This window comes from Hymenobacter sp. (assembly GCF_036388155.1).
Classification (GTDB): domain Bacteria; phylum Bacteroidota; class Bacteroidia; order Cytophagales; family Hymenobacteraceae; genus Hymenobacter.
Map to the genome: position 1 here is coordinate 39,092 of NZ_DASVSI010000077.1, position 25,513 is coordinate 64,604.

A 25,513-nucleotide genomic window follows, 5' to 3' on the forward strand; every position below is an offset into this window, starting at 1 on the left:
TCTCTTTAGCAGCAATCAACCGTCAACTGTATGTATTAATTAATAAGATTTATCGTCGTAATCGTCAATCAGCAGCCCTTTGGTTCGGGTGATGATGTCTTTGAAGAAACGGCTAGCCGCGCCGGGTTCCTTTGGCTTGGCCGGTTGTGGTGCGGGGGCAACGGGCGCCGGAGCGGGGGCCACGGCGCGCGTCTCGACCGGAGCCGGAGCGGCGGGTGCCGGCTGCGGAGCGGCGTAGTAAGCCGGTGCGGCGGGCAGTTCTTCCTGCTCGTAGGGTGCACGCGACAGGTTGCGCTCGTCCAACGAGTGGTAGCCCGACAGCACCAAACCCACGGTAGTGGCATACATCGGCGACTTTACGGCTTCGATGCGGCTCTTGCCGAGGTGCTGGTTGGGGTAACCAATGCGGGTATCTAAACCGGTGATGTACTCGGTGAGCTGCTCCAAATTCTGAAGCTGCGAGCCGCCACCAGTGAGCACGATGCCGGCCGACAGCTTGTCGTGCAGGCCCATGCGGTAGATTTCGGCGTACACCAGCTCCATGATTTCCGACATGCGGGCCTCAATGATGTACGCCAGGTTTTTTAGCGACACCTCCTTGGGCGGACGGTTGGGCAGGCCGGGGATGCTCACGATTTCGTAGTCGGAAGCTTCCTGGGCAATGGCCTTACCGAACTTCACTTTCAACTGCTCGGCTTGGCCGGGGGCAACGTTGCAGCCGGCTTTGATGTCTTGCGTGATGATGTTGCCGCCGAAAGGCAGCACCGCCGCGTGGCGGATGATGCCGTCCTTGAACACGGCCAAGTCCGTGGTGCCACCGCCAATGTCAATCAGGGCCACGCCGGCCTCCTTCTCCTCTTCGGAGAGGATGGACATGGAACTGGCCAGCGGCTCCAAAATCAGGTCGGCAATTTCCAGCCCGGCTTTGGTTACGCACTTGTTGATGTTGTTGATGGCCGTGCTCTGGGCCGTGATGATGTGGAAGTTGCCTTCCAGGCGCACGCCTTCGTAGCCCACGGGGTCGGCGATGCCTTCCTCGTAGTCCACTTTGTAGTCCTGCGGCATCACGTGGATGATTTGCGAGCCGGGCTGGGTCACGAGGCGGTACATGTCCTGCGTGAGGCGGGCCACGTCGTCCGGGCCGATGGTATCGTGCGAATTGCGGGTGATGCTGCCGTTGTGCTGCAGGCTCTTGATGTGCTGCCCGGCAATGCCCACGTTTACCACCCCAATGCTAATTCCGGACTGTTCTTCGGCCTGCCGAATGGCCCGTTTGATGGCGTCTACGGTCTTGTCAATGTTGAGCACTATGCCCCGCGAAACCCCCTCGGACACGGCTTTGCCCATGCCCAGGATTTCGAGTTTGCCGAACTCGTTTTTACGGCCCACCAGGGCGCAAATTTTTGTGGTGCCGATGTCGAGCCCGACGACGATTTTATCTTGATGCATAGGAGCGGTGCTGGCGAGCGGTGAAGATGCGGTGGGTTGGGAATGAAGTGTAGGTGGCTTTACGGCCTATGTTTCAGCGAATTACTATTCGCAGATAATCTGATTCTGGTATTCTACGTTTACGCGGTGGTAGGTGTCCCACCCCAAAACTGACGGAATTTGCCGGTAAAATACCATAAGCTTGGCAAATTTCTCCGAAATATTTTCCGGCAGCCCGAATTCTATGCGCTGGTCTCCTACCTGTTGCGTGAACGAGAGCTTGCCGCCCGGCTCGATAAACACCTCCGAAACCTGGGCTTTCCAGAATTCGTGCTCGTCTACGTAGCGCAGAAACTCCAGGTAGCGCCGCCCGGTGCTATCTTGGAAAAATCCAGTTGGCAAGCTAGCGCCACTGGGCCGTGCTACCGTGGCCACACGGGCCGTAAACAGGGGTGAGAGGGGCAGGGTGCGGCCCTCGGCGTCCACGTAGGTATCGAGGCGGGTGTCGGTGTGGGTGAGGCGGGCAATGGGCCGGTTTTGGCGCACGTCGGCGTGCAGGTTGCCGGCCAGGTCGCGGTACACCTGGGCCTCGCGCACGAAGGGGTGGGCTTTCAGGCGGGCTTCGAGTTGGCGCAGGCGGGGGCCCTCGGGCACGGTGCCCACCACGGGTTCTTTGCCGCCCTTGGTGAGCAAGGCCGTCACGCCGCGCTCGCTGATGAAGTAGTTGTCAAACTCGTTGGCGATGGAAACCGTGACTTCGCCCACGGGGCGGCTGGCTTGGCGCAGCGCCGCAAAAAAGCCCAGCCCGCCCAGCACCAGCAGGCAGGCCACGGCAACAAGTACATTTCTAACGGTGCGCTCCAAGGATTGAAATGGTAAAGGGGTGACTGATTGGATGGGGGAAGACCAGATGGAGTGAAATGGCTACTTCCATCGTTCCGTCAAAATCAATTTCAATTGGGGCACCAGGGTGTCAATGTCCCCCGCTCCTACCGTAGCCAGCACGTCGAAATGCTCGTCGGTTCGGGCCGCGTCCAATGCTTGTTGTTTGGTCACAATTGCTTTGATTGGGGCAGTGATGTTGGCCAGTAGTACGGCCGAGGTTATGCCGGGAAGAGGTTTTTCACGAGCAGGGTAAATATCCAACAAAAACACCTCATCTGCAATGCTTAAGCTTTTCGAAAAGCCTTCCGCGAAATCCCGGGTGCGGGTGAAAAGGTGGGGCTGAAAGATGACGCGCAAACGCTTGCCGGGATACAGTGCCCGCACGGAACGCAGAAAAGCCTCAATTTCGCGTGGATGATGGGCATAATCGTCCAAATAGACGTTTTTTCGGGTCGTAACCACGAATTCAAACCGCCGCCTGACGCCACGGTAAGCGGCTACGGCCGCACGTAATTGTTCTGGGCCGACGCCCTGAATTTGGGCCACTGCGGCGGCCGCCAGCATGTTTTCCACGTTGTGGTAGCCCGGCACGGCCAATTCCAGGTCCGTGACGGTCTCCTGCGGGCTGCGCAAATCGAAGTGAAACTGATGGCCCTCGGCCGAAACGTTGGCCGCAAACAGTTCCGGGCCTTGCTCGGCGGTGAGGCCGTAGCGAATGATGCGGGTGCCCACGGGCGCGGCCGCCGCCACGCGCGGGTCGGCGGTATGGTTGAGCAGCAGCGCGCCGCCCGGCTTGATTTGCCCCACGAATTGACAAAAGGACTCGATGAGGGCGCTTTGGTCGCCGTAGATGTCAAGGTGGTCGGCGTCGGTGCTGGTGACGATGGCCACGTCGGGAAATAAGGTTAGGAAGCTGCGGTCGTACTCATCGGCTTCCACCACAATGGGGGCCTCGGACGTGGCGGGCAGTAGCAAGTTGCTTCCCAGGTTTACGGCAATACCGCCGAGAAAAGCGCCTACGTCGAGCCCTGCGTGGTGCAACAGGTGCGCCACCATGCTGCTGGTGGTGGTTTTGCCGTGCGTACCGGCCACGGCAATGGTGTAACGGCCTTGAGTGAGCACACCCAGCACTTGGCTGCGCTTGCGGATGTCGTAGCCTTGGGTGCGCAGCCACTCCCACTCCACGCTGTCGGCCGGGATGGCGGGGGTGAGCACGACGAGGCACTGGGCACGGTTTTCCAGGACTTCCGCCGGGATGTTCTCGACGGCATCGGCATAGTGCACGGCAATGCCTTCGGCGGCTAGGGCCTGGGTGAGGGGCGTCTCGGTTTTGTCGTAGCCGCTTACGTGGTGGCCGTTGGCTTGGAACCAGCGCGCCAGGGCCGACATGCCGATGCCGCCTATCCCCAAAAAGAAAACGTAAGGAAACTGCTTCAATTCAATTACTAATTAACAGTGGATTAGGCACTCAGGCTACGATTTGCGGGAAATCAATTGCAGCAGTTCGTCCACAATGGCGGTGGTGGCGTTGGGCTTGGCCAGTTCGCGCACCCGGCTGCTGAGCTGCTGCTGCCGCTCGGGGTCGGCTAACAGGCGCAGGGCTTCGTCGTAGAGGCGGGCGGAGGCGTGCTCGTCGGTGATGAGCACCGCGGCACCGCGGCTGACCAGCGCCAGGGCGTTTTTGGTTTGGTGGTCTTCGGCCACGTTCGGCGAGGGCACGAGGATGCAGGCTTTGCCCGTGAGGCACAGTTCGGACACCGACAAGGCACCGGCCCGGCTGATGACCACATCGGCCGCGGCGTACGCCAAGTCCATTCGTTGAATGAATTCTAAGGCATGCAAATTGGCCGCTTGGTGAGGAGCCGCCAACTTTTGGGCTTCGGGGAAATACAGCTTGCCGGTTTGCCAGAGCAGTTGCACGCCGGCCTCGCGCAAGCGTGCCAGTGCCGCCGCAGTAGCGAGGTTGAGGGTGCGCGCGCCTAGGCTCCCCCCTACTACCAACACCGTTTTTTTGTCGGGGTCCAGGCCAAAGAACTGGAGGGCTTCGGCCCGGGTGCCGCTGGCAATTTCGGTGCGCACGGGGTTGCCCGTTACCACGAGCTTGTCGGCGGGAAAGAACTTGCTCATGCCGTCGTAGGCTACACAAATGCGGTTTACCCGGCGGGCCAAAAGCTTGTTTACCAACCCGGCGTAGGAATTTTGCTCCTGAATGAGCGACGGGATGGCGCGCGACGTGGCGGCCAGCAATACCGGCGCCGAGGCATAGCCCCCCACACCCACTACGGCATCGGGCCGAAATTCCTCAATCAGCTTGCCGGCCTTGCGCACCGACCGAAACACGCGCACCGGGAACATGAGGTTTTGCGGCGTCAGGCGGCGCTGCAGGCCGCTAATGTCGAGGCCCACAATTTTGTAGCCGGCGTCGGGCACGCGGGTCATTTCCATACGGCCGTTGGCACCGACAAACAGGATTTCGGTGTCGGGCAGCCGGCGTCGGATTTCATTGGCAATGGCCACGGCCGGGAAAATGTGCCCGCCGGTGCCGCCGCCGCTGATGATGATTCTCATGGGTTCGTTGTCAGTTGTTCGTTGTCAGTCGTCAGGTGCTGGCGTCAGTTTTCAGAACAACCTGACAACTGACAACGAACAACTGACAACAGCCCTCACGCATACGCCGGGCGCTGGCTAGGGATGCGGGCCGTGTCGTCGGGCTCGCCGGTCATGGGGCGTACTTCCCGCTCGCCGCGGCTGACGGCCAGAATGATGCCGATGCTGATGCCAGTGAAAATAAGCGAGGTGCCGCCCATGCTCAGCAGCGGCAGCGGCAGGCCGGTGATGGGGCCCAGGCCCACGGCCACGCCCATATTCACCAGCGCCTGCAGCACCAGACTAAAGCTCAGGCCGGCCGACAATAGGCCCCCGAAGGCGCCGTAGCTATTCATCACTGTTTTGAGGCCGCGGTAGAGGAAAGCGAGGTAGAGAAACAGCACCGTGGCCCCGCCAATCAGGCCGTACTCTTCGATGATGATGGCAAAAATGAAGTCGGAATACGGGTGGGGCAGGATGTTGCGCTCCGTGCTTTTGCCGGGTCCTTTGCCGGCAATGCCGCCCGTGGCAATGGCAATGTAGCTGTGCTCGAGCTGGAAGGGGACTTTCTTGTTGGGGTTGCTGAAGTTCTCAATGCGCGACATCACCGTTTTGCCGCGCTGGCCGGTGGCCAGGCCGGCCCCGCCCACCACCACCCCAATGGCAATCATCACGGCCATTTGGCGCAACGGAACGCGCCCGATGAACATGAGCAGCAGGCAAGTGGCGAACAACAGCAGCGCCGTGGAGGCGTTGCTGAGGATGATGAGCCCGCAAATGATGCCGACCCACAGCATTACCGGAAACAGCGTGGTCCAGAAGTCGCCGAGGTGTTGCTGGCGGCGGCTGAGCATGCTGGCTAGGTGCGAAATCAGGGCCAGCTTGGCCAAATCCGAGGGCTGAAAGGTTTGGTTTATCACCGGGATGGTGAGCCAGCGCGAGGCCTCGTTGATGTTGGAACCCATCAGGTAAGTAAACAGCAGCAGCGGCACCGAAATCAGCAGCGCGTACAGCGCCAGGCGCGAATAGTAGCGGTAGTCGATGCGGTGCGCCAACCACATAAACAGCAGCCCCACCAGAATCAGGCCGGTGTGTTTGATGAGAAAATGTTCGGTGTTGCCGTCCATTTTCTTATAAGCCAGCGTGCCCGTGGCCGAGTACACCACCGCAATGCTGATGAAGGAAAACAGCAGCACAATGGCCCACAAAATGGGGTCGCCTTTGAGGTTGCGCTGCAGCCAGTTTTTTGGGGTTTCCATTGCGTAGGGTATGAGGGTGGGAGGGTGAGAGGGCAAGAGGTAAAAAATGGGTGAGGCAAAAGCAGCAAACTCCTACCCTCCTGCCCTCCTACCCTCATTAACCAAGTCTGAAACCGCCGCGGCAAATCGCCGGCCCCGGTCTTCGTAGTTTTTGAATAAGTCGAAGCTGGCGCAGCAGGGCGAGAGCAGCACCACATCGCCAGGCTCGGCGAGGGCAGCGGCGCGGGCCACAGCGTCAGTCATGCTTTGCGTTTCTTCGATGTAGGGCACCACGCCACCGAAGGCGTCGAGCAGCTTGGTATTGTCCACGCCCAGGCAGATGAGGGCCTTCACGCGGCTTTCAGCCAGGTTGAGCAGGCTGGTGTAGTCGTTGCCCTTGTCGGTGCCGCCGGCAATCCAGACGATGGGCTGGTGGATGCCGTCGAGGGCGTACCAAGCGGCCTCCACGTTGGTGGCCTTGCTGTCGTTGATGTAGCGGGCGCCGTTGATTTCACCCACCAGTTGCAGGCGGTGGTCGGCGTTCTGGAACGTGGCCAGCGCCGTTTCAATCTGCTCGGGGCTAAGGCCGGCCACGCGGGCGGCAAGGACGGCGGCCAGCGTGTTTTGGCGGTTGTGCTGGCCGATGAGCGGTGAGGCGGCAGTGCTCAGTTCCACCCCGGTTTCGTCGAGGCCCGGCGCCAGGTTGGTGCACAGCGTGTGCTCGCTGGTGTAGTAGCCGGCCAGGTACACGTCGCGCCGATGATGCAGGCTGAAAGGCAGCTGCCGGGTTTCCAGAAACGCCGAAAGAAAGTACCGGCCAATCACCTCGTCGTCGGCGTTGTAGATAAAGGTGCAGTTGCTGTCCAGATTGCGCGTGATGCGCAGCTTGGACTGCGCGTACTTCTCGAGTGAGTAGTCGTAGCGGTCGAGGTGGTCGGGGGTGATGTTGAGCAGCACGGCAACCCAGGGCCGAAACGCGTGCATGTCGTCGAGCTGGAAGCTGCTCAGCTCCACCACGTAGTAGTCGTGCTCGTCGGCAATCACCTGCTCGGCTAGGCTAAAGCCCACGTTGCCGGCCAGTCCAACGCTCAGGCCTGCGCTTTTCAGTAGGTGGTAAGTAAGCAGCGTGGTGGTGGTTTTGCCGTTGGTACCGGTGATGCAAATGCACTTGGCTTTGGTGTAGCGGCCCGCAAACTCAATCTCCGAGATGATGGGAATATGCTTCTCGCGCAGCGCTTTGATGACGGGCGCCTTTTCCGGGATGCCGGGGCTTTTGATGACTTCTTCAGCCGCCAGGATGCGCTCCAGGGTATGCTGGTTTTCTTCGAACTCGATGCCCGCTTGCGTGAGCTGCTGCTTGTAATCGGCCTGAATGGTGCCGCGGTCCGACACAAACACACTGTGGCCTTTGGCCTGTGCCAACAGGGCCGCGCCCACGCCGCTTTCGGCTGCTCCGAGGATAACTATTTTCATGGGTTATCGCAGTTTCAACGTAACCAAAGTAATGACGGCCAGCATGATGCCGACAATCCAAAAGCGTGACACAATTTTAGACTCGTGGTAGCCCAGCTTTTGGTAGTGGTGGTGCAGCGGCGACATGCGCAGTAGGCGCCGCCCTTCGCCGTACTTCTTGCGAGTGTACTTGAAATAGCCCACCTGCACCATAACCGACAAATTTTCAACCAGAAACACACCGCACAGGATGGGGATAAGCAGCTCCTTGCGCACAATGAGCGCCAGCACGGCAATGATGCCGCCCAGGGCCAGGGAGCCGGTGTCGCCCATGAATACCTGCGCCGGGTAGCTGTTGTACCACAAGAAGCCAATGCAAGCACCCACGAAGGCTGTACAGAAAATAACCAGCTCGCCGGAGTCGGGAATGAACATGACGTCCAGGTAATCGGCCAACAAGGCGTTACCGCTGACGAAAGCGAAAATGGCCAGCGTGATGCCGATGATGGCCGAAGTACCGGCCGCCAGTCCGTCGAGGCCATCGGTGATATTGGCGCCGTTGCTCACGGCCGTAATCAGGAAGATGACGATGGGAATGTAGAGCAGGCCGTAGAGGCCGTTGAAAAACGTACCAGCAGTGGCAAATAAGTCACCGTAGTTCAGCTCGTTGTTTTTCATGAACGGCACGGTGGTAATCATCAAGTGCACGTCCTTGAAAACCTTGGTGGCCTCGATGGCCGAGTATTGCCCATTGGGTAGCAGGTATTCCCGGATGGTAATCTCATTGCTGTAGAAAAGCACCCAGCCCACGGTGATGCCCAACCCAACCTGGCCCAGCACCTTGAACCGGCCGCTCAACCCCTCTTTGTTCTTGCGAAATACCTTGATGTAGTCGTCCAAGAAACCAATCAGCCCCAACCACACGGTGCTCAATATCATAAGGATGATGTAGATGTTGCGCAGCCGGCACAGCAGAATGACCGGCACCAGAATGGCTAGGATGATGATGAGGCCACCCATGGTGGGGGTGCCCTTCTTCTCATTCTGGCCCTGCAAACCCAGGTCGCGGATGCTTTCGCCTACTTGCTTCTTTTGCAACAGGCGGATGAGGCGGTGCCCAAATGTTTGGGCAATGAGCAGCGAAATGACTACGGCCAAGCCGGCGCGAAACGTGGTGTACTGGAACACCCCCGTGCCGGGCAGGTCAAAATGGTCGTGCAGGTAACGGAAGAGGTAAAAAAGCATTCGGTCTTAGGAAGAAGCCTGTTTCAGCAGAACGTCATGTCGAGCGCCGAGACATCTTGCGTGCCACCACTGCTCAATTGATTACTGTCCCGAGCGAGATGTCTCGGCGGCGCTCGACAGGACGTTCTTTTGCGGCGGTTCTTACTTATTCAATTGTTGGAAAAATTCGGTTAAAATCAGTTTGTCGTCAAATGGCGCTTTCACGCCGCGAATCTCCTGATAATTTTCGTGGCCTTTGCCGGCTATCAGCACGATGTCGTTGGCACCGGCCAGCTCCACGGCGGCTTTGATGGCCTCGCGCCGGTCGACCACGGTGCGAACTTTGGCCGAGTCGGGAGCCGTTACTCCGGCTTCCATTTGGGCCAGAATATCGGCGGGCTCCTCGAAACGGGGGTTGTCGGAAGTCAGAATGACCTTGTTGGACAGGCGCGCCGCTAGGTTGGCCATGATGGGCCGCTTGGCCGCGTCGCGGTTGCCGCCGCAGCCCACCACCGTGATGATTTGCTGGCTGGGCTGCCGGATTTCGTGCAGGGTTTGCAGCACGTTCTCCAGCGCGTCGGGCGTGTGGGCGTAGTCGATGATGCCCGTCACGGCCTGCTTAGCCGATACCACCGGCTCGAAGCGGCCGGGCGCCGTGGTCAGGCCCGACAAGATGGTGAGCACCTCGGTGGGGTCTTCGCCCAGCAGCACCGCGGCACCGTACACGGCCAGCAGGTTGTAGGCATTGAACACCCCGATGAGGCGGAAGAGGATTTCGCGGCCGTCAATTTCCAGGTGCAGGCCGTGCACCTCGTTGGCCACCAGCTTGGCCCGAAAGCTGGCCGCCCCGCGCAGGGAGTAGGTCTCGCGGCGGGCGGCGGTGTTTTGCAGCATCACCGGGCCGCGCTTGTCGTCGGCGTTGGTGAGGGCGAAAGCGGTTTTGGGCAGCGCGTCGAAGAAGGCTTTTTTGGCCTTCAGGTAGTTGTCGAAGGTGCCGTGGTAGTCGAGGTGGTCGTGGGTGAGGTTGGTGAACACCCCGCCAGCAAAGCGCAGGCCCGTGATGCGGTGCTGGGCCACGGCGTGGCTGCTCACTTCCATGCAGGCGTGGGTGCAGCCGGCGGCCACCATGCGGGCCAGCAGCGCATTCAGCCGGATGGCGTCGGGGGTGGTGTGGGTGCTCGGGATGACTTCCTCGTCAATCTGATTTTGTACCGTGCTGAGCAGGCCGGCGTGGTAGCCCAGCTCGCGCAGCAGCTTGTGGAGCAGGGAGGCGCAAGTGGTTTTGCCGTTGGTGCCCGTCACGCCAATGAGGCGCATTTGCCGCGAGGGGTGGCCGTGGAAAGCCGCGGCAATGTGGCCCAGGGCCTCGGCGCTGTCTTTCACCACCACGTAGGCCGTGGCCGGATTCAGCTCGGCGGGCAGCTCTTCGCAAATCACGGCCGCCAGCCCCTTCCCTACCGCGTCTTCAATGAACTTATGGCCATCAGTAGCCGTGCCGCGCAGCGCGCAAAAAGCCACGCCCGGCGCCGCCTCGCGCGAGTCGAGCGTAAGGCCGGTAATGGCCACGTCAGCAGGACCGTGCTGGGCGAGGACGGTCACGTCGGTAAGCAAAGAAAAGAGCGGCAGAGAAATCATTGGGTATTGGTCAGGCTTCGGCAGCAAGCCACAAAATCTGACGTAAAGCTTTAAGCGCGGCGAACCGCTGGTTTGGTCGAAGTTGGTTTTTTGGCATCCTTGGGCGAAGTCTTACCGGAGCCCGTTTTGGCCTTCGACGCGGACTTGTCGGCATCTGAAGTCTTCTCCTTGGCCGTTGCGGACTGGGCAGCCGGCTTGCTGGATTTGCTCTTGGTAGCCGCTGGGGCATCTGAGTGGGAAGCAGAAGAATTCACTTTCGCTTTGGCCGAAGCGGCAAAAGGCTTGGCCATAAGCTTCTTGGCTAGCGGTTCCGGGTCGGCTGGGGTCAGAAGCTTGTTTTCGGCGAGGTCGGTGTGCTCGGGCTCCGGCAAGGCCACGGGCGCAGTTACGCGCGGCGCTGTTTCTGCCAGCGACAGCGTGATTACGTCGCCGCGCTTGATGCGCGAGCCCACGGCCAACGACTGTTCTTTAACCCGGCCGGTGCCGATGGCCCGCACGTGCAGCCCCCGGTTTTCCAGCAGGAACAGGGCATCGCGCAGGGTCAGGCCCTTTACCTGGGGCACGTAGCCCACCCGCACCGGGTTCACCACCAAGGCCACCGTACGGGCGTGGAAGGCCGTGTCCGAGGCCGCCCGTACCCACTCTTCGCCGCCTGTAGCCTGCGTTTGTCCAGCTAGGCCCAGCTTCTGGCACACCAGCGCCAACTCGTCTTGCATGCCAGCCCGCACCATGGGCACGCGGCTCTTGTTCAGGCGGGCCTTGGCCAGCAATGGGCGCTGGCTCAGCAGGTCGCGGGCCATGCACTTGTCGGCCACTTCCCGGAACACCGGCGCGGCCACGTCGGCCCCGTAAATGCGGCCGTTGCGCGGCGAGTCCACCACCACAATGCAGCTGTACTTGGGCTTGTCGGCCGGAAAGTAGCCGCAGAAGCTGGTGGAATACGTCTTGGTGTATTGGCCGTTCTTGAACTTCCAGGCCGTGCCGGTTTTGCCGGCAATGCTGTAGTCTTTGGGCCGGATGCTGCGGGCTGTGCCTTCGGTCACCACGCCCTCCATCATCGACTTCACCTTCGCCAGCGTGGCGTCGGAGCAGATTTTGGGGTTCAGCACCTTGGTTTCATTGCGCTGCAGTACCTGGTCGGCCTGCTTGATTTCCTTCACAATGAGCGGCTGCACCTTCACCCCGCCGTTGGCAATGGCGTTGTACAAGGCCAGTGTCTGCAGCGGTGCCAGCTTCAGCTCGTAGCCAATGCTCATGGTGGTGAGCGAAGTGCGGCTCCAGCTACGGTCGGCGGGGTCTTTCACGTAAGGCAATGCCTCGCCTGCCATCTGGAAGCCCAGGGGTTTGTGCAGCCCAAACTTTTTCAGGTAGTCGGTGTATTCGGTCGGGTTGCCGGCGAAGTATTTGTCCACCAGTTTGGCCACGCCAATGTTGCTGGACTTCTCGAACACCTGCTGCACGCTGATGCGCCCGTACCCGTGCGAGTCCGACTTCACGGCGCCGCCCACGTACATGCGGCCGTTGCCGGTGTCCACGATGTCGCTCAGTTCAATTTCGGGCCGTGCCTCAAACAAGGCCATCATCGACGCCAGCTTGAACGTGGAGCCTGGCTCGGTGCGGCCCTGGTCGGCAAAGGCGTAGTTGTAGTCTTCCTTATAGGTATCGTCCGATGCCTTGCCCAGGTTGGCTACCGCCTTGATTTCGCCGGTCGCCACCTCCATCAGAATCACGCAGCCATACTGGGCGTTGTTATCGACCAATGACTTGTACAGTGCGTTTTCGGCCACGTCCTGCAGGTTGATGTCGAGTGTGGTCTTCACGTCGTAGCCCGGCTGGGGCTTGATTTCGGTGCCATCGTACACGGGCTTAACACCGCCCGGCACCCGCTCAAAAAGCGCCTCCCCCGGCTTACCGGCCAGGCTTTGCTCGAAGGTGTACTCCAAACCCGCGCCGTGTTTGTCCTCGTTCACGAAGCCAATGGTGCGCTGCGCCAAACCGCCAAAAGGCCGGAACCGCTTGTCCACTTTCTCGAAAATGGCACCGCCTCGGTTGCGTCTTTCGCGGAATACGGGCCAGGTGGCCATCAGCTTTTTCTCCTGGAAGTTAATTTGGCGAGAGTTCAAGCGGATGTAGCGCACTTTGGAGGAATGCGCATTCTTCAACCGGCGACGGTACTCTTGCACGCTCCGGTCCTGGAAGAAATGCGCCAAGTGCCAGGCCAAGGAATCGATGCCCTTGTTGAAAATGGCATCGTCCACCACGCCCGGGTCCCAGGCCACCCGGTAAAAGGGCAGCGAAGTGGCCATGATGCTTTCGTTGTCGGAGTAAATGTTGCCCCGCGTGGCCGGCACCGGCTGGTAGCTAATGCGGCGCTCCTGTTCCAGCGCTCGCCACTTACTGCCTTCTTGCACCTGAATTTTGGTGGCTTTCCAAAAGATGGCGCACGAGAAAACGGCTACCCCTAGAAAGGCCAGCCGCACCCGCGTGACTATGGACTTCTTAACGTTGCCTTTCATCGTGTCCGTGTTCTAACATCTTGCTTGTCCGCCCTTTTAGTTTTAGACGAACTTGTACCTTTTTGTACCTTGCGCTTGCTGTCGGGCTTATTTGCGGCCCGGGTGCTTTTTGGCGAATTACTCTTTGCTTTGGAGGCCGGTGGTGACGTCCGCTTGGGCGAAGAAGTGCGCCTACCGAGCTCGCGGCTAGCCGGCGGGGCCATTGCCGCCACGGTGTCGCCGTCCAGCGGTTGGGGCGGGGCGATGATTTCCGGCCCGCTTACCTCTTCGCCCTCAGCCACAGGGGCACGGTTGCGCTCGGCCAGCACTTCGGCGTGCTGGGCAGCGGCCGAATCCCGGGCGGCGCGGGCGGCTAGCGTATCGGCCGTGAGCACGGGCATCAGCTCCAGTTCCGCTGCGTCGAGGTGGCCGGCGGGCACGGTGATGCGGAACGGCGGCGACGAGCTTTCTACCAAGCCAAAGGCGGCCACTTTGCGCGCCACCTCGCTCTGCTTGCTGGCTTCCATGTAATCCGACTTCAGCGTGGTGTAGTCGGCGCGCAGGTCTTCGGTTTCCTGCTTAAGGCGCTGGATGCTGCGGTTCATTCGGTTGCCATAGTGCGTATTGCCGATGTAGAGCAGTGTAAGCGCCATCACAAACAGCAGGTGCGGGAGGTAGCGGACCGGCAAGCCCTCCCGGAACAGGCCGTCCACGCTCGTCATCCGGTCGAGCAGCGAGAACAAGCTCCACGAGCTCCGCGGCCGCGGCGGGGCGGCGGGCTTGCGCGGCCGTTTGGGGGCCGGAGCCGGGGTGGGCTCTGGTTCAGGTTCGGGCTCGGGCTCGGGGGCCACGGCCACCACGGGCTCGGGCAGCACCTCGGGCGCGGCCGGCGCGGCAACTTCGCGGGGCACGTTGGCCCGGCGCGGGCTATCGGAAGGTCTGAGCGTGTTGGTGGCCACGGGATGAGTTTCGAGAGTACTTTTTACACGAATCGGGAGCGAATGAAGCGAGTGGAAACGGAGAGCATCGCAGCAGGCCGGGGTGTTTTTCGACTTGTGCCGCGCATTGGGGTGCTCATTCGTTTCGAATCGCAACCCGCAATTTAGCACTTCGAGCCCGGCTATTCAGCGCCACTTCTGCGGGGTCAGCTTCTTCGGGCTTGCGGTTCACGGCCTCAAAAGGCTTGCTTTCATTGCCAAAGAAGTCTTTTTCGACCGCCCCAAAAAACTTGCCCTTGGCAATAAAATTTTTCACCAGCCGGTCCTCCAGCGAGTGGTAGCTCATCACCACCAAGCGCCCGCCCGGCCGCAGCACCTCGGCCGTTTGTTGCAGCATCTCCTGCAGCGCCTGCATTTCCTGGTTCACCTCGATGCGCAGGGCCTGAAAGACCTGAGCGAGGTACTTGTTTTCCTTGCCCCGGGGAGTGCAGGGCTGAATGGCTTGCTTGAGTTCGGCAATGGTTTCGAGGCGGCGGCCCCGCCGCGCGGCGCCCACGGTGCTGGCCAAGGTGCGGGCATTGGTCACTTCGCCGTACATGCCGAAAATGCGGTGCAAGTCGGCCTCCCTGTAGTCATTCAGAATGTCGGCGGCCGTGAGTGGCCCGTCAGGGTCCATGCGCATGTCCAGCGGCCCGTCAAAGCGCGTTGAGAACCCGCGCTCGGGGGTGTCGAACTGATGGGAGCTAACCCCCAAATCGGCCAGCAGGCCGTCCACGGGCAAGGCATCAAGTGCCTGTAGTTCAGCGGTTAAATCCCGAAAGTTAGCCTTTACAAATGTAAACTGTGGCCGTGCCAGCTTTTTGGCTTCGGCTTCAGCGTCCGAATCTTGGTCGAAGCTGTAGAGGTGTCCGGTGGTCAGCTTTTCCAGGATGCGGGCCGAATGCCCCCCGCCGCCAAAGGTGACGTCGACGTAGCGGCCCTCGGGCTTCAGGTCGAGCGCAGCCAGGCACTGGGCCAGCATCACCGGGCGATGGTAGGCGCTATCGTTGCTGTATTCGCTCATGCCGTGGGGACGCTTGCGGTGGGGGTGTCAACCGACAGAAATTTCTGCGCCAGTTTGCTGAAGCTCTGCTGGTCTTTGATGAGGAACTCATCGTAGCGGGCCGGGTCCCAGATTTCGCAGCGGTTGCCCAAGCCCACGATGATTGCCTCTTTCTCAATGCCCGCGTAACGCAACATGCTGCGAGGTAGCATGAAACGATTGATTGTATCGAGCTCTACTTCCGTCATGCCCCGGAAAAAATTGCGCTGAAACTGACGGTACTCCTCGTTGAATTCGTCGAGCGCCATCACTTTCTCGTGAATGACGCGCCACGCCGCCCGGGGGTAGAGCACCAGGCAAGGCTCGAAGCCGCGCACCAGCACCAGTTGGTTACCCGACTGCTCCGGCAAGTTGCCCTTCACTTTGGCCGGCAACACAAGCCGCCCTTTGGGGTCAAGCTTGCATTCGTATTCGCCGGACAGAAGATTCATGGGCAAGTCCGCCGGGTAAAATGGAGCGGCATGGGCAAATGTACGGGAAGCCTCTGAGAAATCAACCACAATTTACCATTTCCTACCACAATCCCCAAAACGCTTCCATGCGCTCGCTAAGGCGTTTTTTCGAGAACTCCGTAGCGCCGGCCTCCAACGAAAGGTGTGATTGTACACGATGTTTGCCAAAGTGGCAGTGTGCAACTCAGCCCCCAGAGAGGAACTTCTCGGAAGGCTTTTGGGCAGGATTTAGCACGTTTCAATCCCAATTTTGACCCACATCCTTTCCCGCACTAGCCGTACCTTTGCAGGCGCTATGCCTCGCTATTCCCTGTTCCGTCGCTTCGTCAGCTTGCTGCTGGCGGTGGTGGTGCTCACCGCCTCGGTGGGCCTCACGGTGCAGCGGCATACTTGCCGAATGAGTGGGCGCAGCAAGGTGAACGTTACGGTGCCCGGACGGGCACTGCCGCAGGGCTGCAACAGCCAAGCAGCGACGGCCAACACCGCAGTCGAAGACAACTGCTGCGACACCACCAGCCACCTCCACAAGCTTTCGGCGCCGGCTCACGAGCTCGCCGCCAAGGTGCTGGTACCGGTGCCGGTTTTGGTGGCCCGGATGCCTGAAATGCAATGGCCCCCGCAATCGGTCACGGTAGCATTGCCTGGGGTTGGCCCGCGGTGGTTGGCGGCCGACTCGTCTCCGCCGCCGCTGGCCGGACGTGAACTACTGGCCTTTGTCTGTACGCTGGTGGTGTAAGTGCTTCTGAAAGCCGGACTGCGGTGTTTTTGCACGTCCGGCATTGCCCTTAGGCGGCAACATTTTTAGAAACGCTTATCTTACAGACTATATGAAACCTTACAGCGGAAGTTTTCCGCCAATTCTCTTTTCGGCCGGGCTACTGCTGGCTGGGCTGTGGCCTGGCTGGGCAGCGGCGCAGTCGGCGGCAATCGCGCCGGTACGGGGCGAAGTCACCGAGGCGGGCAAAACCTCTCCCCTGCCCGGCGCCGTGGTGCGCTGGCTACTGGATGCGCCCGACGCGGCCGCACCGACCCTCACGGCAATTACCGACGAAAAAGGAAACTTTGCGTTGGTTCGTCCGGGCCAGGCCGCCTCGCGGCTGGTGGTGCAGGCCTTGGGCTACCAAGCCGACACCCTGGCGGTGCCCACCACCGGCGCCCCCTACTTGCGGGTAGCCTTGCGCGCCGGCCAGGAGTTGGGCGAGGTGACCGTAACGGCCCGCGGCCCGGCGTATTCCGCCATTACACCGGCCAACGTGCAGGTGATTTCGGCGCGCGACCTGACCAAATCGGCTTGCTGCAACCTGGCCGAAAGCTTTGAGACCAATGCCTCGGTGGAAGTCACGACCTCGGACGCAGTGTCCGGCGCCAAGCAGATTCAGCTGCTGGGCCTCGACGGCAGCTACTCGCTGCTGACCGTGGACAACCAGCCGGCCTTGCGCGGCCTGTCGGCCCCCTACCGCCTGGGCTACCTGGCCGGGCCCTGGATTGAGAACATCGAAATCATCAAAGGCACGGGCTCGGTGGTGAACGGTTACGAGGCCATTTCGGGCCAGGTGAACGTGAAGCTGAAGGAACCGGAGAAGACGGACCAGTTGCTGTTCAACATTTACGGCAACGACCTCGGCAAATTCGATGTCAACCTGAACACGTCGGCGCGCCTCAGCCCCAAATGGAGCACCGTGCTGCTGCTGCACACCGACCACCTGGGCCAGCGCGTGGACCGCAACAAGGACGGGTTTCTGGACCTGCCGCTGGCAACCCAGTTCAACGCCTTCAACAAGTGGAAATACTTGTCGGGCAAGGGCTTGGTGAGCGAAGTGGGCATTGGCGCCCTGCGCGAAACCCGCCAGGGCGGCCAGGTAGGTTTCCGGGACACTGGCGACGCGGCCTACGTTGAGCAGTACGGCACCACCCAGGCCACCACCCGCTACACCGGCTACGCCAAAACGTCGTATACCTGGCCCACCCGCCCGTTCCAAAGCTTAGGCTTGCTGCTGAGCGGCACCGACCACGACTTCACTTCGCGGTATTCCTACGGCTACCAAACTTACCACGTCGACCACGACTCCGGCCTGCCACCCTACCTTGTCGGCAACCGCACTTCCCGGCTGTATGCCGGCACCCAGCGCACCGGCTTGGCCACGCTGCTCTTCCAGAGCGTCATCGGCAACACGGCGCACGTCTACCGCGCGGGGCTGAGCTTTTTCTACGACAATTACGCGGAGCGGCTGAGCGACGGGCGCACCTATTCCATCGAAACCGCGGCGGAAGCTTACGCCCGCGAACACCGTAACCGCCTCGAGTTGGTGCCCGGCGCCTTTGCCGAATACACCTACCAAAACAGCCGCAACCTGACCGCCGTGGTGGGCTTGCGCGCAGACCGCCACAACCTGTACGGCTGGCAAGTAACGCCGCGCCTCAACCTGAAGTACGACGCCGCCAAAAACACGGTGCTGCGCGCCGCCGCCGGCCGCGGCTTCCGCGTAGCCAACCCCATAGCCGACAACGCAGCCGTGCTGGCAAGTGCCCGCCAGTTCATCATCTCGCCCAACCTGGCCCCCGAGCGGGCCTGGAACCTCGGGGGAAGCGCCACCCAGTACTTCACCGCACTGGGCCGGCCCGCCACGTTGGTTGTGGACTACTACCACACCGAATTTGACAACCAGGTGGTGGCAGACATGTACACGGCCCCGCAGTACATCCTCATCGACAACCTGGCGCCCAAGGGCCGCTCCTTTTCCCGCAGCTTGCAGGCCGAGCTGCAGGTAGAGCCCGCTAAAGGGCTGCAAGTGAAAGGCGCCTACAAGTACCTCGATGTGCGCACCACCTACGACGGCACGCTTTTGCCCAAGCCGCTCACCCCTGCTCACCGCGCCTTTCTCAACCTGGGCTACGCCAGTGCCTTCGACAAATGGCGGGGCGACCTCACCGTGCAATGGTTTGGGCAAAGGCCCCTGGCGCACATCGCCAGCACCCACGCCCACGTAACCGGCCAGGAATACACGCCCAAGGTTGCGCCTCGCTATGCCTCGCTCAACGCGCAAGTGACGCGCGCATTCAAGCGCACGGAATTGTATGTTGGCGTTGAAAACCTCACGAATTACCGCCAACCCAACCCGATTGAAGGAGCCGCCAACCCGTTTGGACCGGCTTTCGATGCGGCCATGGTGTGGGGCCCGGTGTACGGCCGATTGATGTACGCCGGCTTGCGCTTCCGCATCGAATAGACCAGGTGCTGCTGCCGACTTATTTCGGCAGCAATTTTGTTGTTCCGTTTATCATCTGTTAGTCATAACCCTCCCCATGAAAGTTCTCTTTGCCCTTCCGCTGTTCACATTGCTGGGCCTCGCGACCAGTGCGCAGGCCCAAACGGCCCCCGCGAAAACGCCCGGCGCCACCACGGCCCAATTCAAAACGTCGGCGGTGTGCGACATGTGCAAAGCCCGACTTGAGAAGAGCCTGGCCTACGAAAAAGGCGTGCAGAGTGCCGTCCTCGACGTTCCCAGCCAAGTGCTGACCGTGACCTACCGCTCCGACAAAACCACCCCGGACGCCCTGCGCACGGCCGTGCAAAAAACCGGCTACGACGCCGACAACCTCACGGCCGACGCCCGCGCCTACAGCCGCCTGCCCGACTGCTGCAAAAAAACCAACGCCGTGCACTAGACCGCAGATTGAACGGATTTTAGCGGATTAAAACAGATTTTCTGTGGTTCCGCGTGAGTAGTGTTTGCGCGGCTTATTCGTCAGCACAAAAAAGAGGCGCCCAATGCAGGCGCCTCTTTTGTTTAGGACTAAAATATCGGCTTGCGCGGAACCACAAAAAATCCGTTTTAATCCGCTACAATCCGTTAAATCTGCGGTCCTTATTTCGTTTGCCACAGCCGCCACCACGGGAGGTAGGGCTGGTCGTGGTGCTCGTAATGATAGCCGAAGAAGTAGCAGCTTACGAAGGCCCACAAGTGGTGCCGGAACTGGCTGCGCGACTTGTGGTGGTTATCGGGGGCGTGCTCGCCCCGGTGCGGCAGGTAGGTCCCAAAAAAGAACAGCTGAAACGTGGCCAGCACGGCGGGTATCATCCAAAAAGCAATGACGTTGGCCTGCGGGAAGTACAGCTTCAGTACGTTGTAGGTCACGGCCATGAGCAGGACTTGCCACCACGTCACGTAGTTCCAGGCGAAACGCAGAAACCAGGGCAGGAAGCCCGGGTGGCGGCCGTCGTGAAAGTCGGGGTCGTCCTGCGTGCCCACGTGGCGGTGGTGGGCGTGATGCTTGGGCAGCTGGCCCGGAAACCAATTGTAGGCGAACAACCCGGCGGCAATGGTGCCAATGGTGTTGTTCACGCGCTTGTTGGCGCTCACCAGCCCGTGCATGGCGTCGTGGGCCGTAATGAAGAGGCCCGTGTAGAGGTGCGTTTGCAGCAGTAGCAGCAAGTACGGCACTGGGCTGCGCCAATTCGGCTCGTAGAAGGCCAGCAGGAAAGCAAGCAGGCTGGCCCAACACGCGAACACGGCCACCGCCACGGCCACGCCTTTTATCCCGAGCGGCGCGGGGGCCACCCGGCGGGTGGCTTCAACGGCAGACGTGTGGGTGGCAGTGGTCATGAATGAACGATGCAAAGGGCCCCGTTTATAAATCCAGCAGCCTGTCCCGCACTTGCTCCATCAGCCACATGGGGGTGCTGGTGGCGCCGCAAATGCCCACCGACTGCCCCGGCCGAAACCAGCTGGAATCGATTTCACCCACGTTCGAGATGAAGTGCGTCTGCGGATTGGTTTCCAAACACACTTGGTACAGCACCTTGCCGTTGGAGCTTTTGGTGCCGGACACGAACACAATCTGGTCAAACTGAGCGGCGAAGCGGCGCAGGTCTTTGTCGCGGTTGCTCACCTGCCGGCAAATGGTGTCGTTGGCGTTCACCTGGTAGCCGCGTCCCTCCAGCTCGTTCTTGATGTTGTAGAAGCTGTTGGTGCTCTTGGTGGTCTGGCTGTAGAGCGTAATGTTCTCGGGCAGCTCGTGGCTAAGCAGCTCGGTCAGGTTCTCAAACACCACGGCCTTGCCGCTGGTCTGGCCCAGCAGGCCGAGCACTTCGGCGTGGCCGTGCTTGCCGTAAATGAAGATTTTCTCCTGTTTGTCGTAGCTGGTTTTGATGCGGTTTTGCAGTTTGAGCACCACCGGACAGCTGGCGTCAATCAGCGTCAGGTTGTTTTCCATGGCCAGCTGATACGTAGCCGGCGGCTCGCCGTGGGCCCGGATGAGCACGGCCTCGTTGCGCAGGGCGGCCAGCTGGTCGTGGCAAATGATGCGCAGGCCCCGAGCTTCCAAGCGCTGCACCTCCTCGTCGTTGTGCACAATATCGCCCAGGCAATACAGGTAGCCTTGTTCATCAAGCAGGTCTTCGGCCATTTGGATGGCGTAAATCACGCCGAAGCAAAAGCCTGAGTTGGGGTCGATTCGGACGCTGAGCGACAGTTGAGGCATAGGCCAAGGTAACCGGCAACCCGGCCGCAAGGTTGCGAAATGCAGGCCGGCCTCTCGAAAATACGCAAGTGGCGCTTAATTCAGTTTCCCGAACACTTTTTTTCCTTCGAAGTCTTTGATGACCTGCTCCTCCACCGGGCTGTCTTTGACCACTGCATTGTTGCGCCAGAATTCCGGGTGATACCGCCGTTTCTTGATGGCAGCCAAGTCAACCACCGAAGCTTCGGTGTCAGGGTATTTCTGGCCGGATGTGGGCGGGCCATATTCATACACAAAGAAATAAGAAGACGTGATGGATTCGTGCATCACCCCCTTTACCAGCAGGCGCAATTTTGTCACGGCCTGAGTGGCGGCCACGCGAGTCAGTGAATCGTTCTGGGCGGCATAGTCCGTGACGATGCGCAGCGAGCTTACCGCCACCTGTACCGCTCCGCTGCCATGGAACAGGCTCTCCGAAGGCATTTCCTTTTCCGAGCGGAACAACGCTGCTGTGCGCACGTCGATGTAGAGCGTACCCTGGGCCGCGAGCTTATCGGTCGCCGCTCGCGGTGCATATTCAATCACGGCTAGCTCGCGGCCCGGCGAGCGCTGCGTCTGGCGCCACACAAACCAAAACCGCTCCACGGCATTGGGTCCGAAAGGAATGCCCGTTTTAATGGCGGGGTCGTTACTGACAAAAAGCGGCATCAAGCGGGTATACACCGAAAAATTGTTCATCGTCATCACGCCGGGCGTGAGGGCGTATCGGGCCTCTCCTAGCACCCAGCTGGGCATGTTGCGCGGAGTAATTTTGAGGTCATAAAACGCGTCGAATAACTCCCGGTAGCGGCCGTCTTCCTGAGTTTTCTGGCGGTAAAAGCCCCGGCCGTACTGCACGTCGCCCTGGTGGCGCAGCAGCTTGGCATAGCAGCGCTGCACCAGCTCTTCGGCGGCGTTGGCCCGCACCGTCACTTCGGGCAGCTGCACCGTACTGGCTTTTAGCACCACCGGGGCGGGCAAGGCACCGGCTTGCGTGGCCGTAATCACAACCCGCTCGTATCCGATGCTAAGCACGGTGAGTGGCTGGGGCAGCGCGGACAGCTTCAGGCTAAACTCTCCTACTTCGTTGCTGGCGGTGCCGGTGGTCCCGTCCGCAGTGCTCACGCTGGCATAGGGCACGGCCCGTTGCTGTTCATCAACCAGCCGACCCGAAACCATGATTTGGCCCGAGGAAGCAGATGTTAGCAACAATAGAAGAGCGAGAAAAAGATAGCGAGCCATGCAGCGAATGTAGGGTTCTCTACACGATTCTCGCACCGGGGCTGCTACTCCGCTACCTTGTTGAGGCGCTGGGCTTGCTCCTCGCTCACGTGCCCGCGGTTCACCAAAAAGTGGCGCACCGTGCGGAAAGCTTCGGGGTCGAGGCCCGATTTGGGGTGGTTGAGCGCCGCATTCAGGAGCATTTCCTTGTCCTCGTCCACGTGCTTGCTTAGGCCGAGGAAGGCGGGCAAGTTGCTTTCCACCGAGAAGCGCAGAAAGCGGATTTCGGGGTTCTGAGGGTCAAGGCTCACGGCCTGCTCGAAGGTGCGGGCGGCGTCCTGCACGTAGGTCAGCTTGTTGAACATCGAGGCGTCGCGGGCCCGAATGGCCTCGGCCGCGCCCTTGTAGCCCAGCACCAGCGCGTCGCGGTCCTTGTAGTCGGCCAGGAGCTTGTAGAATTTTTCGCCGGCGGCCTTGTCGGCGGCGGCTTGCTCGTAGTGGCGGCGGAGGACGGCGGGTGGGTACGGGGACGGCACGTTGCTAACGGAGAAAGTGGCGGCGGGAAGGCCAGGGGGAGCCGCAACCGCAGCGTTTCCCATGCGGCTAGAACCGCTTGCCTCCCACCCGCTTGAGTGGAGTAAAGTGGCGGTTTCTGAAAAGGAACCGCTGTGCACGATGCCAAATACAAATAGCGCGCTGAGAATTTTCATATCGGCAAAATTACGGGCAGGGAAACAAGATGTTTCTCTTTTTGCAAATCCCGTGCTCAAAATGCCTCAAATGCGCGACAGCCGGTACCGGAAATAAGAACCCAGCAACAATAGAATTTTGGTATTGTCGGGCACCCGCACCCGCTCGCCCAAAATGCGGGCCGCGGGCAGCTTTCTTATTTTATAAAACAGCTTCAGGTAATACACATACGCCAGGTACACGCCCAGCTTCGCCGAGCGCGGCAGCTGCTGTATGCCCTCGTAAGCGGCCTCAAAATCCGCTTTGATGTCGGTTTCAATCTCGCTCTTGGTCGCGTCGTTGAAGCGCTGGTACACCACGCCGGGAAAATACACGCGCCCCCGCTCCTCGTAGTCCGACCGGATGTCGCGCAGGAAATTCACCTTCTGGAACGCCGCGCCCAGCCGCCGCGCCGGTTCGCGCAGGCGCTCAAACAGGGCCTCGTCGCCGGCACAAAAGATGCGCAGGCACATCAGCCCCACCACTTCAGCCGAGCCGTAGATGTACTCGTTGTAGAGGCCGGGGTGGTAGTTCTGGTCTTCCAAGTCGAGCGCCATGCTGTGCAAAAACGCCTCAATGAACTCGCGGTCGATGCCGTACTGCCGCACCACGTGCTGGAAGGCCTGCAGCACGGGGTTGAAGCTCAGGCCGGTGTCCAGGGCCTCGTACGTCTGGCGCCGGAAATCGGCCAGCAGGGCGGCTTTGTCGTGGTCGTGGAAGGTGTCAACTATTTCATCGGCCCAGCGCACGAAACCATACACAGCGTACACGGGCAGGTGCAGCTTTTCGTCGAGCGTGCGAATGCCGAGCGTAAACGAGGTGCTGTAGCGCCCCGTGATGAGCTTGCTGCACGCCAGGCTGGTATCGGTGAATAGTTTAACGTGGTCCACTTTGCTGAATTAATAATTAGCAATTAAGAATTAAAAATACCCGGCTTAGCAGGGCAGCATCTTCAATTTTTAATTTCCTTAAGTATTTCGCCCGCCACCACCTGGCCCGAGATAAGCGAGGGCGGCACGCCCGGCCCGGGCACGGTAAGCTGACCCGTGAAATACAAATTACTTATTTTCTTGCTCTTCAACGTGGGCTTGAGAATGGCCGTTTGCTTGAGCGTATTAGCTAGGCCGTAGGCGTTGCCCTTGAAGCTGTGGTAGTCGGCCACGAAGTCGCGGTGCGCGTAGCTCCGCTTGAACACCACCGCGTCGCGAATGGAATGGCCGCAGTGTTTTTCGAGGCGGTCCATGAGCAAGTTGTAGTAGCGCTCGCGGGTGGCTTCGTCGTCAGTTAGGTTGGGCGCGACGGGAATGAGCAGGAACAGGTTTTCCTGGCCTTCGGGGGCCACGGTGGGGTCGGTTTTGCTGGGCACCGAGGCGTAGTATAGCGGCTTGGTGGGCCACTGCGGCTGCTCGTAAATCTCGCGGGCGTGCTGGTTCAGGTCCTCGTCGAAAAACAGATTGTGGTGCCGCAGCTTGTCGAGCTTGCGGTTCACACCGAGGTAAAACAGCAGCGACGACGGCGCCATGGTTCGCGAGTCCCAGTACTTACCGTCGTAGTGCCGGTGTTCGGGCTTAAGGACTTCCTGCTCGATGTGGTGGTAGTCGGCCCCGGCCACCACCGCGTCGGCCGCAAAGAAGCCGCTGGCGGTGCGCACGCCGGTGCTGCGGCCGTTTTCTACCACAATCTCGCGCACTTCCTCGTTGTAGGCAATTTCAACGCCCTGCTCCTGGGCCAGCTGCACCATGCCTTCCACAATCTTGTGCATCCCCCCTTTCGGGTACCAGGTCCCCAGCGCCAAATCGGCGTAGTTCATCAGCGAGTACAGCGCGGGCGTGTTCTCGGAAGTGGCCCCCAGAAACAGGATGGGGAACTCCACGAGCTCCAGCAAGCGCGGGTCTTTGAAGAAGCGGCGCACGTGCTTGTGCATGCTTTGCAGCACGTCCATGCGCACCATGTCGACCAACAATTTGGGGTCTGCAAACTCAAAGACGGAGCGGCTGGGCGCGTACACCAAGCGGTTGATGCCCACTTCGTACTTGTAGGCCGCCTGCTTCAGAAACTCGTCGAGCCGGACGGCGCTGCCGGGCTCGTAGCGCTCGAAGAGGGCCCGCAGCTCGCTCATCCGGGCCGGAATGTCCACGGCCTCGGGCCCCCGGAAGATGACCTGGTACGAGGGGTCGAGCCGCTGCAACTCGTAGTAGTCGGCCACCTTTTTGCCGAACCGGGCAAAATACTTCTCGAACACGTCGGGCATCCAGTACCAGCTCGGGCCCATGTCGAAGGTGAAGCCCTGGGCGCGAAACACGCGGGCGCGGCCCCCCGGGCCTTCGTTCTTCTCGAGGAGGGTGACCCGCCACCCGGCTTGCGCCAGCGTGGTGGCCGCCGCCAGTCCCGCAAAGCCGGCCCCAATGACCACGGCGTGCTTAGATGGATGAATTGAATCTGTCAAGTGCTACAAAATGCGAAAGGAGTGCGTACCCAATACCTATCCACCGACCTTGCCCAATTGTTTTGCAAAACGCTTCACACGGCAAAATTCAGTTAAATCAAACAATAAAATAATGGTGATTTGTAATAGGTTAACCGCTACATTGGCCAAGTCATTCACCTAATCTTCTTTGCATGCGAAATT

Annotated in this window: 21 protein-coding genes; 3 read left to right on the forward strand and 18 right to left on the reverse strand. The window is 60.4% G+C overall.

The annotated features are described in order from the left end of the window. Positions 1 to 39: 39 nt before the first annotated feature. From ftsA to mraZ, 12 genes are all read right to left on the reverse strand, one after another. Complete coding sequence (gene ftsA, locus VF629_RS11160) at positions 40 to 1,449, reverse strand: cell division protein FtsA (RefSeq protein ID WP_331058558.1); 1,410 nt, start codon at positions 1,447 to 1,449, stop codon at positions 40 to 42. A gap of 84 nt (positions 1,450 to 1,533) precedes the next feature. Beyond that, positions 1,534 to 2,292, reverse strand: coding sequence for a hypothetical protein (locus VF629_RS11165; protein WP_331058559.1), 759 nt, complete (start codon positions 2,290 to 2,292; stop codon positions 1,534 to 1,536). A 60-nt stretch (positions 2,293 to 2,352) separates the two neighbouring features. Continuing rightward, positions 2,353 to 3,750 (reverse strand): UDP-N-acetylmuramate--L-alanine ligase, encoded by a 1,398-nt coding sequence (gene murC / locus VF629_RS11170; protein WP_331058560.1) that lies wholly within the window; start codon positions 3,748 to 3,750, stop codon positions 2,353 to 2,355. Between the two features lie 36 nt (positions 3,751 to 3,786). Further along, on the reverse strand, positions 3,787 to 4,881 hold the full coding sequence (murG, locus tag VF629_RS11175; protein WP_331058561.1) for an undecaprenyldiphospho-muramoylpentapeptide beta-N-acetylglucosaminyltransferase: 1,095 nt from the start codon (positions 4,879 to 4,881) through the stop codon (positions 3,787 to 3,789). Between the two features lie 95 nt (positions 4,882 to 4,976). Continuing rightward, a complete protein-coding gene (locus VF629_RS11180) occupies positions 4,977 to 6,158 on the reverse strand; it encodes an FtsW/RodA/SpoVE family cell cycle protein (RefSeq protein WP_331058562.1) in 1,182 nt (393 codons plus the stop codon). A gap of 72 nt (positions 6,159 to 6,230) precedes the next feature. Further along, positions 6,231 to 7,610: a UDP-N-acetylmuramoyl-L-alanine--D-glutamate ligase gene (murD, locus tag VF629_RS11185; protein WP_331058563.1), complete on the reverse strand. Its 1,380-nt coding sequence runs from the start codon at positions 7,608 to 7,610 to the stop codon at positions 6,231 to 6,233. A 3-nt stretch (positions 7,611 to 7,613) separates the two neighbouring features. Continuing rightward, the gene (gene mraY, locus VF629_RS11190) at positions 7,614 to 8,834 is read right to left on the reverse strand and encodes a phospho-N-acetylmuramoyl-pentapeptide-transferase (protein ID WP_331058564.1); all 1,221 of its coding nucleotides are present in this window, start codon (positions 8,832 to 8,834) and stop codon (positions 7,614 to 7,616) included. 141 nt (positions 8,835 to 8,975) lie between these two features. Next, on the reverse strand, positions 8,976 to 10,448 hold the full coding sequence (locus tag VF629_RS11195) for a UDP-N-acetylmuramoyl-L-alanyl-D-glutamate--2,6-diaminopimelate ligase (RefSeq protein ID WP_331058565.1): 1,473 nt from the start codon (positions 10,446 to 10,448) through the stop codon (positions 8,976 to 8,978). Positions 10,449 to 10,498: 50 nt separating this feature from the next. Then, a complete protein-coding gene (locus VF629_RS11200) occupies positions 10,499 to 12,964 on the reverse strand; it encodes a penicillin-binding transpeptidase domain-containing protein (protein WP_331058566.1) in 2,466 nt (821 codons plus the stop codon). Further along, complete coding sequence (locus VF629_RS11205) at positions 12,961 to 13,902, reverse strand: FtsL-like putative cell division protein (RefSeq protein WP_331058567.1); 942 nt, start codon at positions 13,900 to 13,902, stop codon at positions 12,961 to 12,963. Before VF629_RS11205 ends, VF629_RS11200 begins: the two co-directional genes overlap by 4 nt. A gap of 115 nt (positions 13,903 to 14,017) precedes the next feature. Continuing rightward, complete coding sequence (rsmH, locus tag VF629_RS11210) at positions 14,018 to 14,944, reverse strand: 16S rRNA (cytosine(1402)-N(4))-methyltransferase RsmH (RefSeq protein ID WP_331058568.1); 927 nt, start codon at positions 14,942 to 14,944, stop codon at positions 14,018 to 14,020. Then, positions 14,941 to 15,414 carry a division/cell wall cluster transcriptional repressor MraZ gene (mraZ, locus tag VF629_RS11215; protein WP_331058569.1) on the reverse strand — a complete coding sequence of 158 codons (474 nt, stop codon included), beginning with the start codon at positions 15,412 to 15,414 and terminating at the stop codon, positions 14,941 to 14,943. Before mraZ ends, rsmH begins: the two co-directional genes overlap by 4 nt. A 316-nt stretch (positions 15,415 to 15,730) precedes the next feature. On the opposite strand from mraZ, the gene VF629_RS11220 reads away from it, so the two are divergent. The 3 genes from VF629_RS11220 (at position 15,731) to VF629_RS11230 (ending at position 19,101) form a co-directional block, all read left to right on the forward strand. Next, on the forward strand, positions 15,731 to 16,171 hold the full coding sequence (locus VF629_RS11220) for an HYC_CC_PP family protein (protein ID WP_331058570.1): 441 nt from the start codon (positions 15,731 to 15,733) through the stop codon (positions 16,169 to 16,171). Positions 16,172 to 16,262: 91 nt separating this feature from the next. Beyond that, positions 16,263 to 18,662 carry a TonB-dependent receptor gene (locus VF629_RS11225; RefSeq protein WP_331058571.1) on the forward strand — a complete coding sequence of 800 codons (2,400 nt, stop codon included), beginning with the start codon at positions 16,263 to 16,265 and terminating at the stop codon, positions 18,660 to 18,662. A 76-nt stretch (positions 18,663 to 18,738) separates the two neighbouring features. Next, positions 18,739 to 19,101 carry a heavy-metal-associated domain-containing protein gene (locus VF629_RS11230; protein WP_331058572.1) on the forward strand — a complete coding sequence of 121 codons (363 nt, stop codon included), beginning with the start codon at positions 18,739 to 18,741 and terminating at the stop codon, positions 19,099 to 19,101. A 200-nt stretch (positions 19,102 to 19,301) separates the two neighbouring features. On the opposite strand, the gene VF629_RS11235 is transcribed toward VF629_RS11230, so the two are convergent. The 6 genes from VF629_RS11235 to VF629_RS11260 form a co-directional block, all read right to left on the reverse strand. Beyond that, the gene (locus VF629_RS11235) at positions 19,302 to 20,039 is read right to left on the reverse strand and encodes a fatty acid desaturase (protein WP_331058573.1); all 738 of its coding nucleotides are present in this window, start codon (positions 20,037 to 20,039) and stop codon (positions 19,302 to 19,304) included. 25 nt (positions 20,040 to 20,064) lie between these two features. Beyond that, positions 20,065 to 20,916 carry a 4-hydroxy-3-methylbut-2-enyl diphosphate reductase gene (locus tag VF629_RS11240; RefSeq protein WP_331058574.1) on the reverse strand — a complete coding sequence of 284 codons (852 nt, stop codon included), beginning with the start codon at positions 20,914 to 20,916 and terminating at the stop codon, positions 20,065 to 20,067. Positions 20,917 to 20,991: 75 nt separating this feature from the next. Beyond that, the gene (locus tag VF629_RS11245) at positions 20,992 to 22,176 is read right to left on the reverse strand and encodes a carboxypeptidase-like regulatory domain-containing protein (RefSeq protein WP_331058575.1); all 1,185 of its coding nucleotides are present in this window, start codon (positions 22,174 to 22,176) and stop codon (positions 20,992 to 20,994) included. Between the two features lie 44 nt (positions 22,177 to 22,220). After that, the gene (locus VF629_RS11250) at positions 22,221 to 22,691 is read right to left on the reverse strand and encodes a hypothetical protein (RefSeq protein ID WP_331058576.1); all 471 of its coding nucleotides are present in this window, start codon (positions 22,689 to 22,691) and stop codon (positions 22,221 to 22,223) included. A 240-nt stretch (positions 22,692 to 22,931) separates the two neighbouring features. After that, entirely contained in the window at positions 22,932 to 23,774 is an 843-nt protein-coding gene (locus tag VF629_RS11255) for a phytoene/squalene synthase family protein (RefSeq protein ID WP_331058577.1), read from the reverse strand. Between the two features lie 62 nt (positions 23,775 to 23,836). Beyond that, complete coding sequence (locus VF629_RS11260; RefSeq protein ID WP_331058578.1) at positions 23,837 to 25,330, reverse strand: phytoene desaturase family protein; 1,494 nt, start codon at positions 25,328 to 25,330, stop codon at positions 23,837 to 23,839. Positions 25,331 to 25,513: the final 183 nt, after the last annotated feature.

Excerpts from the sequence above, each read along its gene's own strand:
- ftsA (WP_331058558.1), bottom strand. The coding sequence starts at position 1,449 with ATGCATCAAGATAAAATCGTCGTCGGGCTCGACATCGGCACCACAAAA.
- murG (WP_331058561.1), bottom strand. The coding sequence starts at position 4,881 with ATGAGAATCATCATCAGCGGCGGCGGCACCGGCGGGCACATTTTCCCG.
- VF629_RS11180 (WP_331058562.1), bottom strand. The coding sequence starts at position 6,158 with ATGGAAACCCCAAAAAACTGGCTGCAGCGCAACCTCAAAGGCGACCCC.
- murD (WP_331058563.1), bottom strand. The coding sequence starts at position 7,610 with ATGAAAATAGTTATCCTCGGAGCAGCCGAAAGCGGCGTGGGCGCGGCC.
- mraY (WP_331058564.1), bottom strand. The coding sequence starts at position 8,834 with ATGCTTTTTTACCTCTTCCGTTACCTGCACGACCATTTTGACCTGCCC.
- VF629_RS11195 (WP_331058565.1), bottom strand. The coding sequence starts at position 10,448 with ATGATTTCTCTGCCGCTCTTTTCTTTGCTTACCGACGTGACCGTCCTC.
- VF629_RS11200 (WP_331058566.1), bottom strand. The coding sequence starts at position 12,964 with ATGAAAGGCAACGTTAAGAAGTCCATAGTCACGCGGGTGCGGCTGGCC.
- rsmH (WP_331058568.1), bottom strand. The coding sequence starts at position 14,944 with ATGAGCGAATACAGCAACGATAGCGCCTACCATCGCCCGGTGATGCTG.
- mraZ (WP_331058569.1), bottom strand. The coding sequence starts at position 15,414 with ATGAATCTTCTGTCCGGCGAATACGAATGCAAGCTTGACCCCAAAGGG.
- VF629_RS11220 (WP_331058570.1), top strand. The coding sequence starts at position 15,731 with ATGCCTCGCTATTCCCTGTTCCGTCGCTTCGTCAGCTTGCTGCTGGCG.
- VF629_RS11225 (WP_331058571.1), top strand. The coding sequence starts at position 16,263 with ATGAAACCTTACAGCGGAAGTTTTCCGCCAATTCTCTTTTCGGCCGGG.
- VF629_RS11230 (WP_331058572.1), top strand. The coding sequence starts at position 18,739 with ATGAAAGTTCTCTTTGCCCTTCCGCTGTTCACATTGCTGGGCCTCGCG.
- VF629_RS11235 (WP_331058573.1), bottom strand. The coding sequence starts at position 20,039 with ATGACCACTGCCACCCACACGTCTGCCGTTGAAGCCACCCGCCGGGTG.
- VF629_RS11240 (WP_331058574.1), bottom strand. The coding sequence starts at position 20,916 with ATGCCTCAACTGTCGCTCAGCGTCCGAATCGACCCCAACTCAGGCTTT.
- VF629_RS11245 (WP_331058575.1), bottom strand. The coding sequence starts at position 22,176 with ATGGCTCGCTATCTTTTTCTCGCTCTTCTATTGTTGCTAACATCTGCT.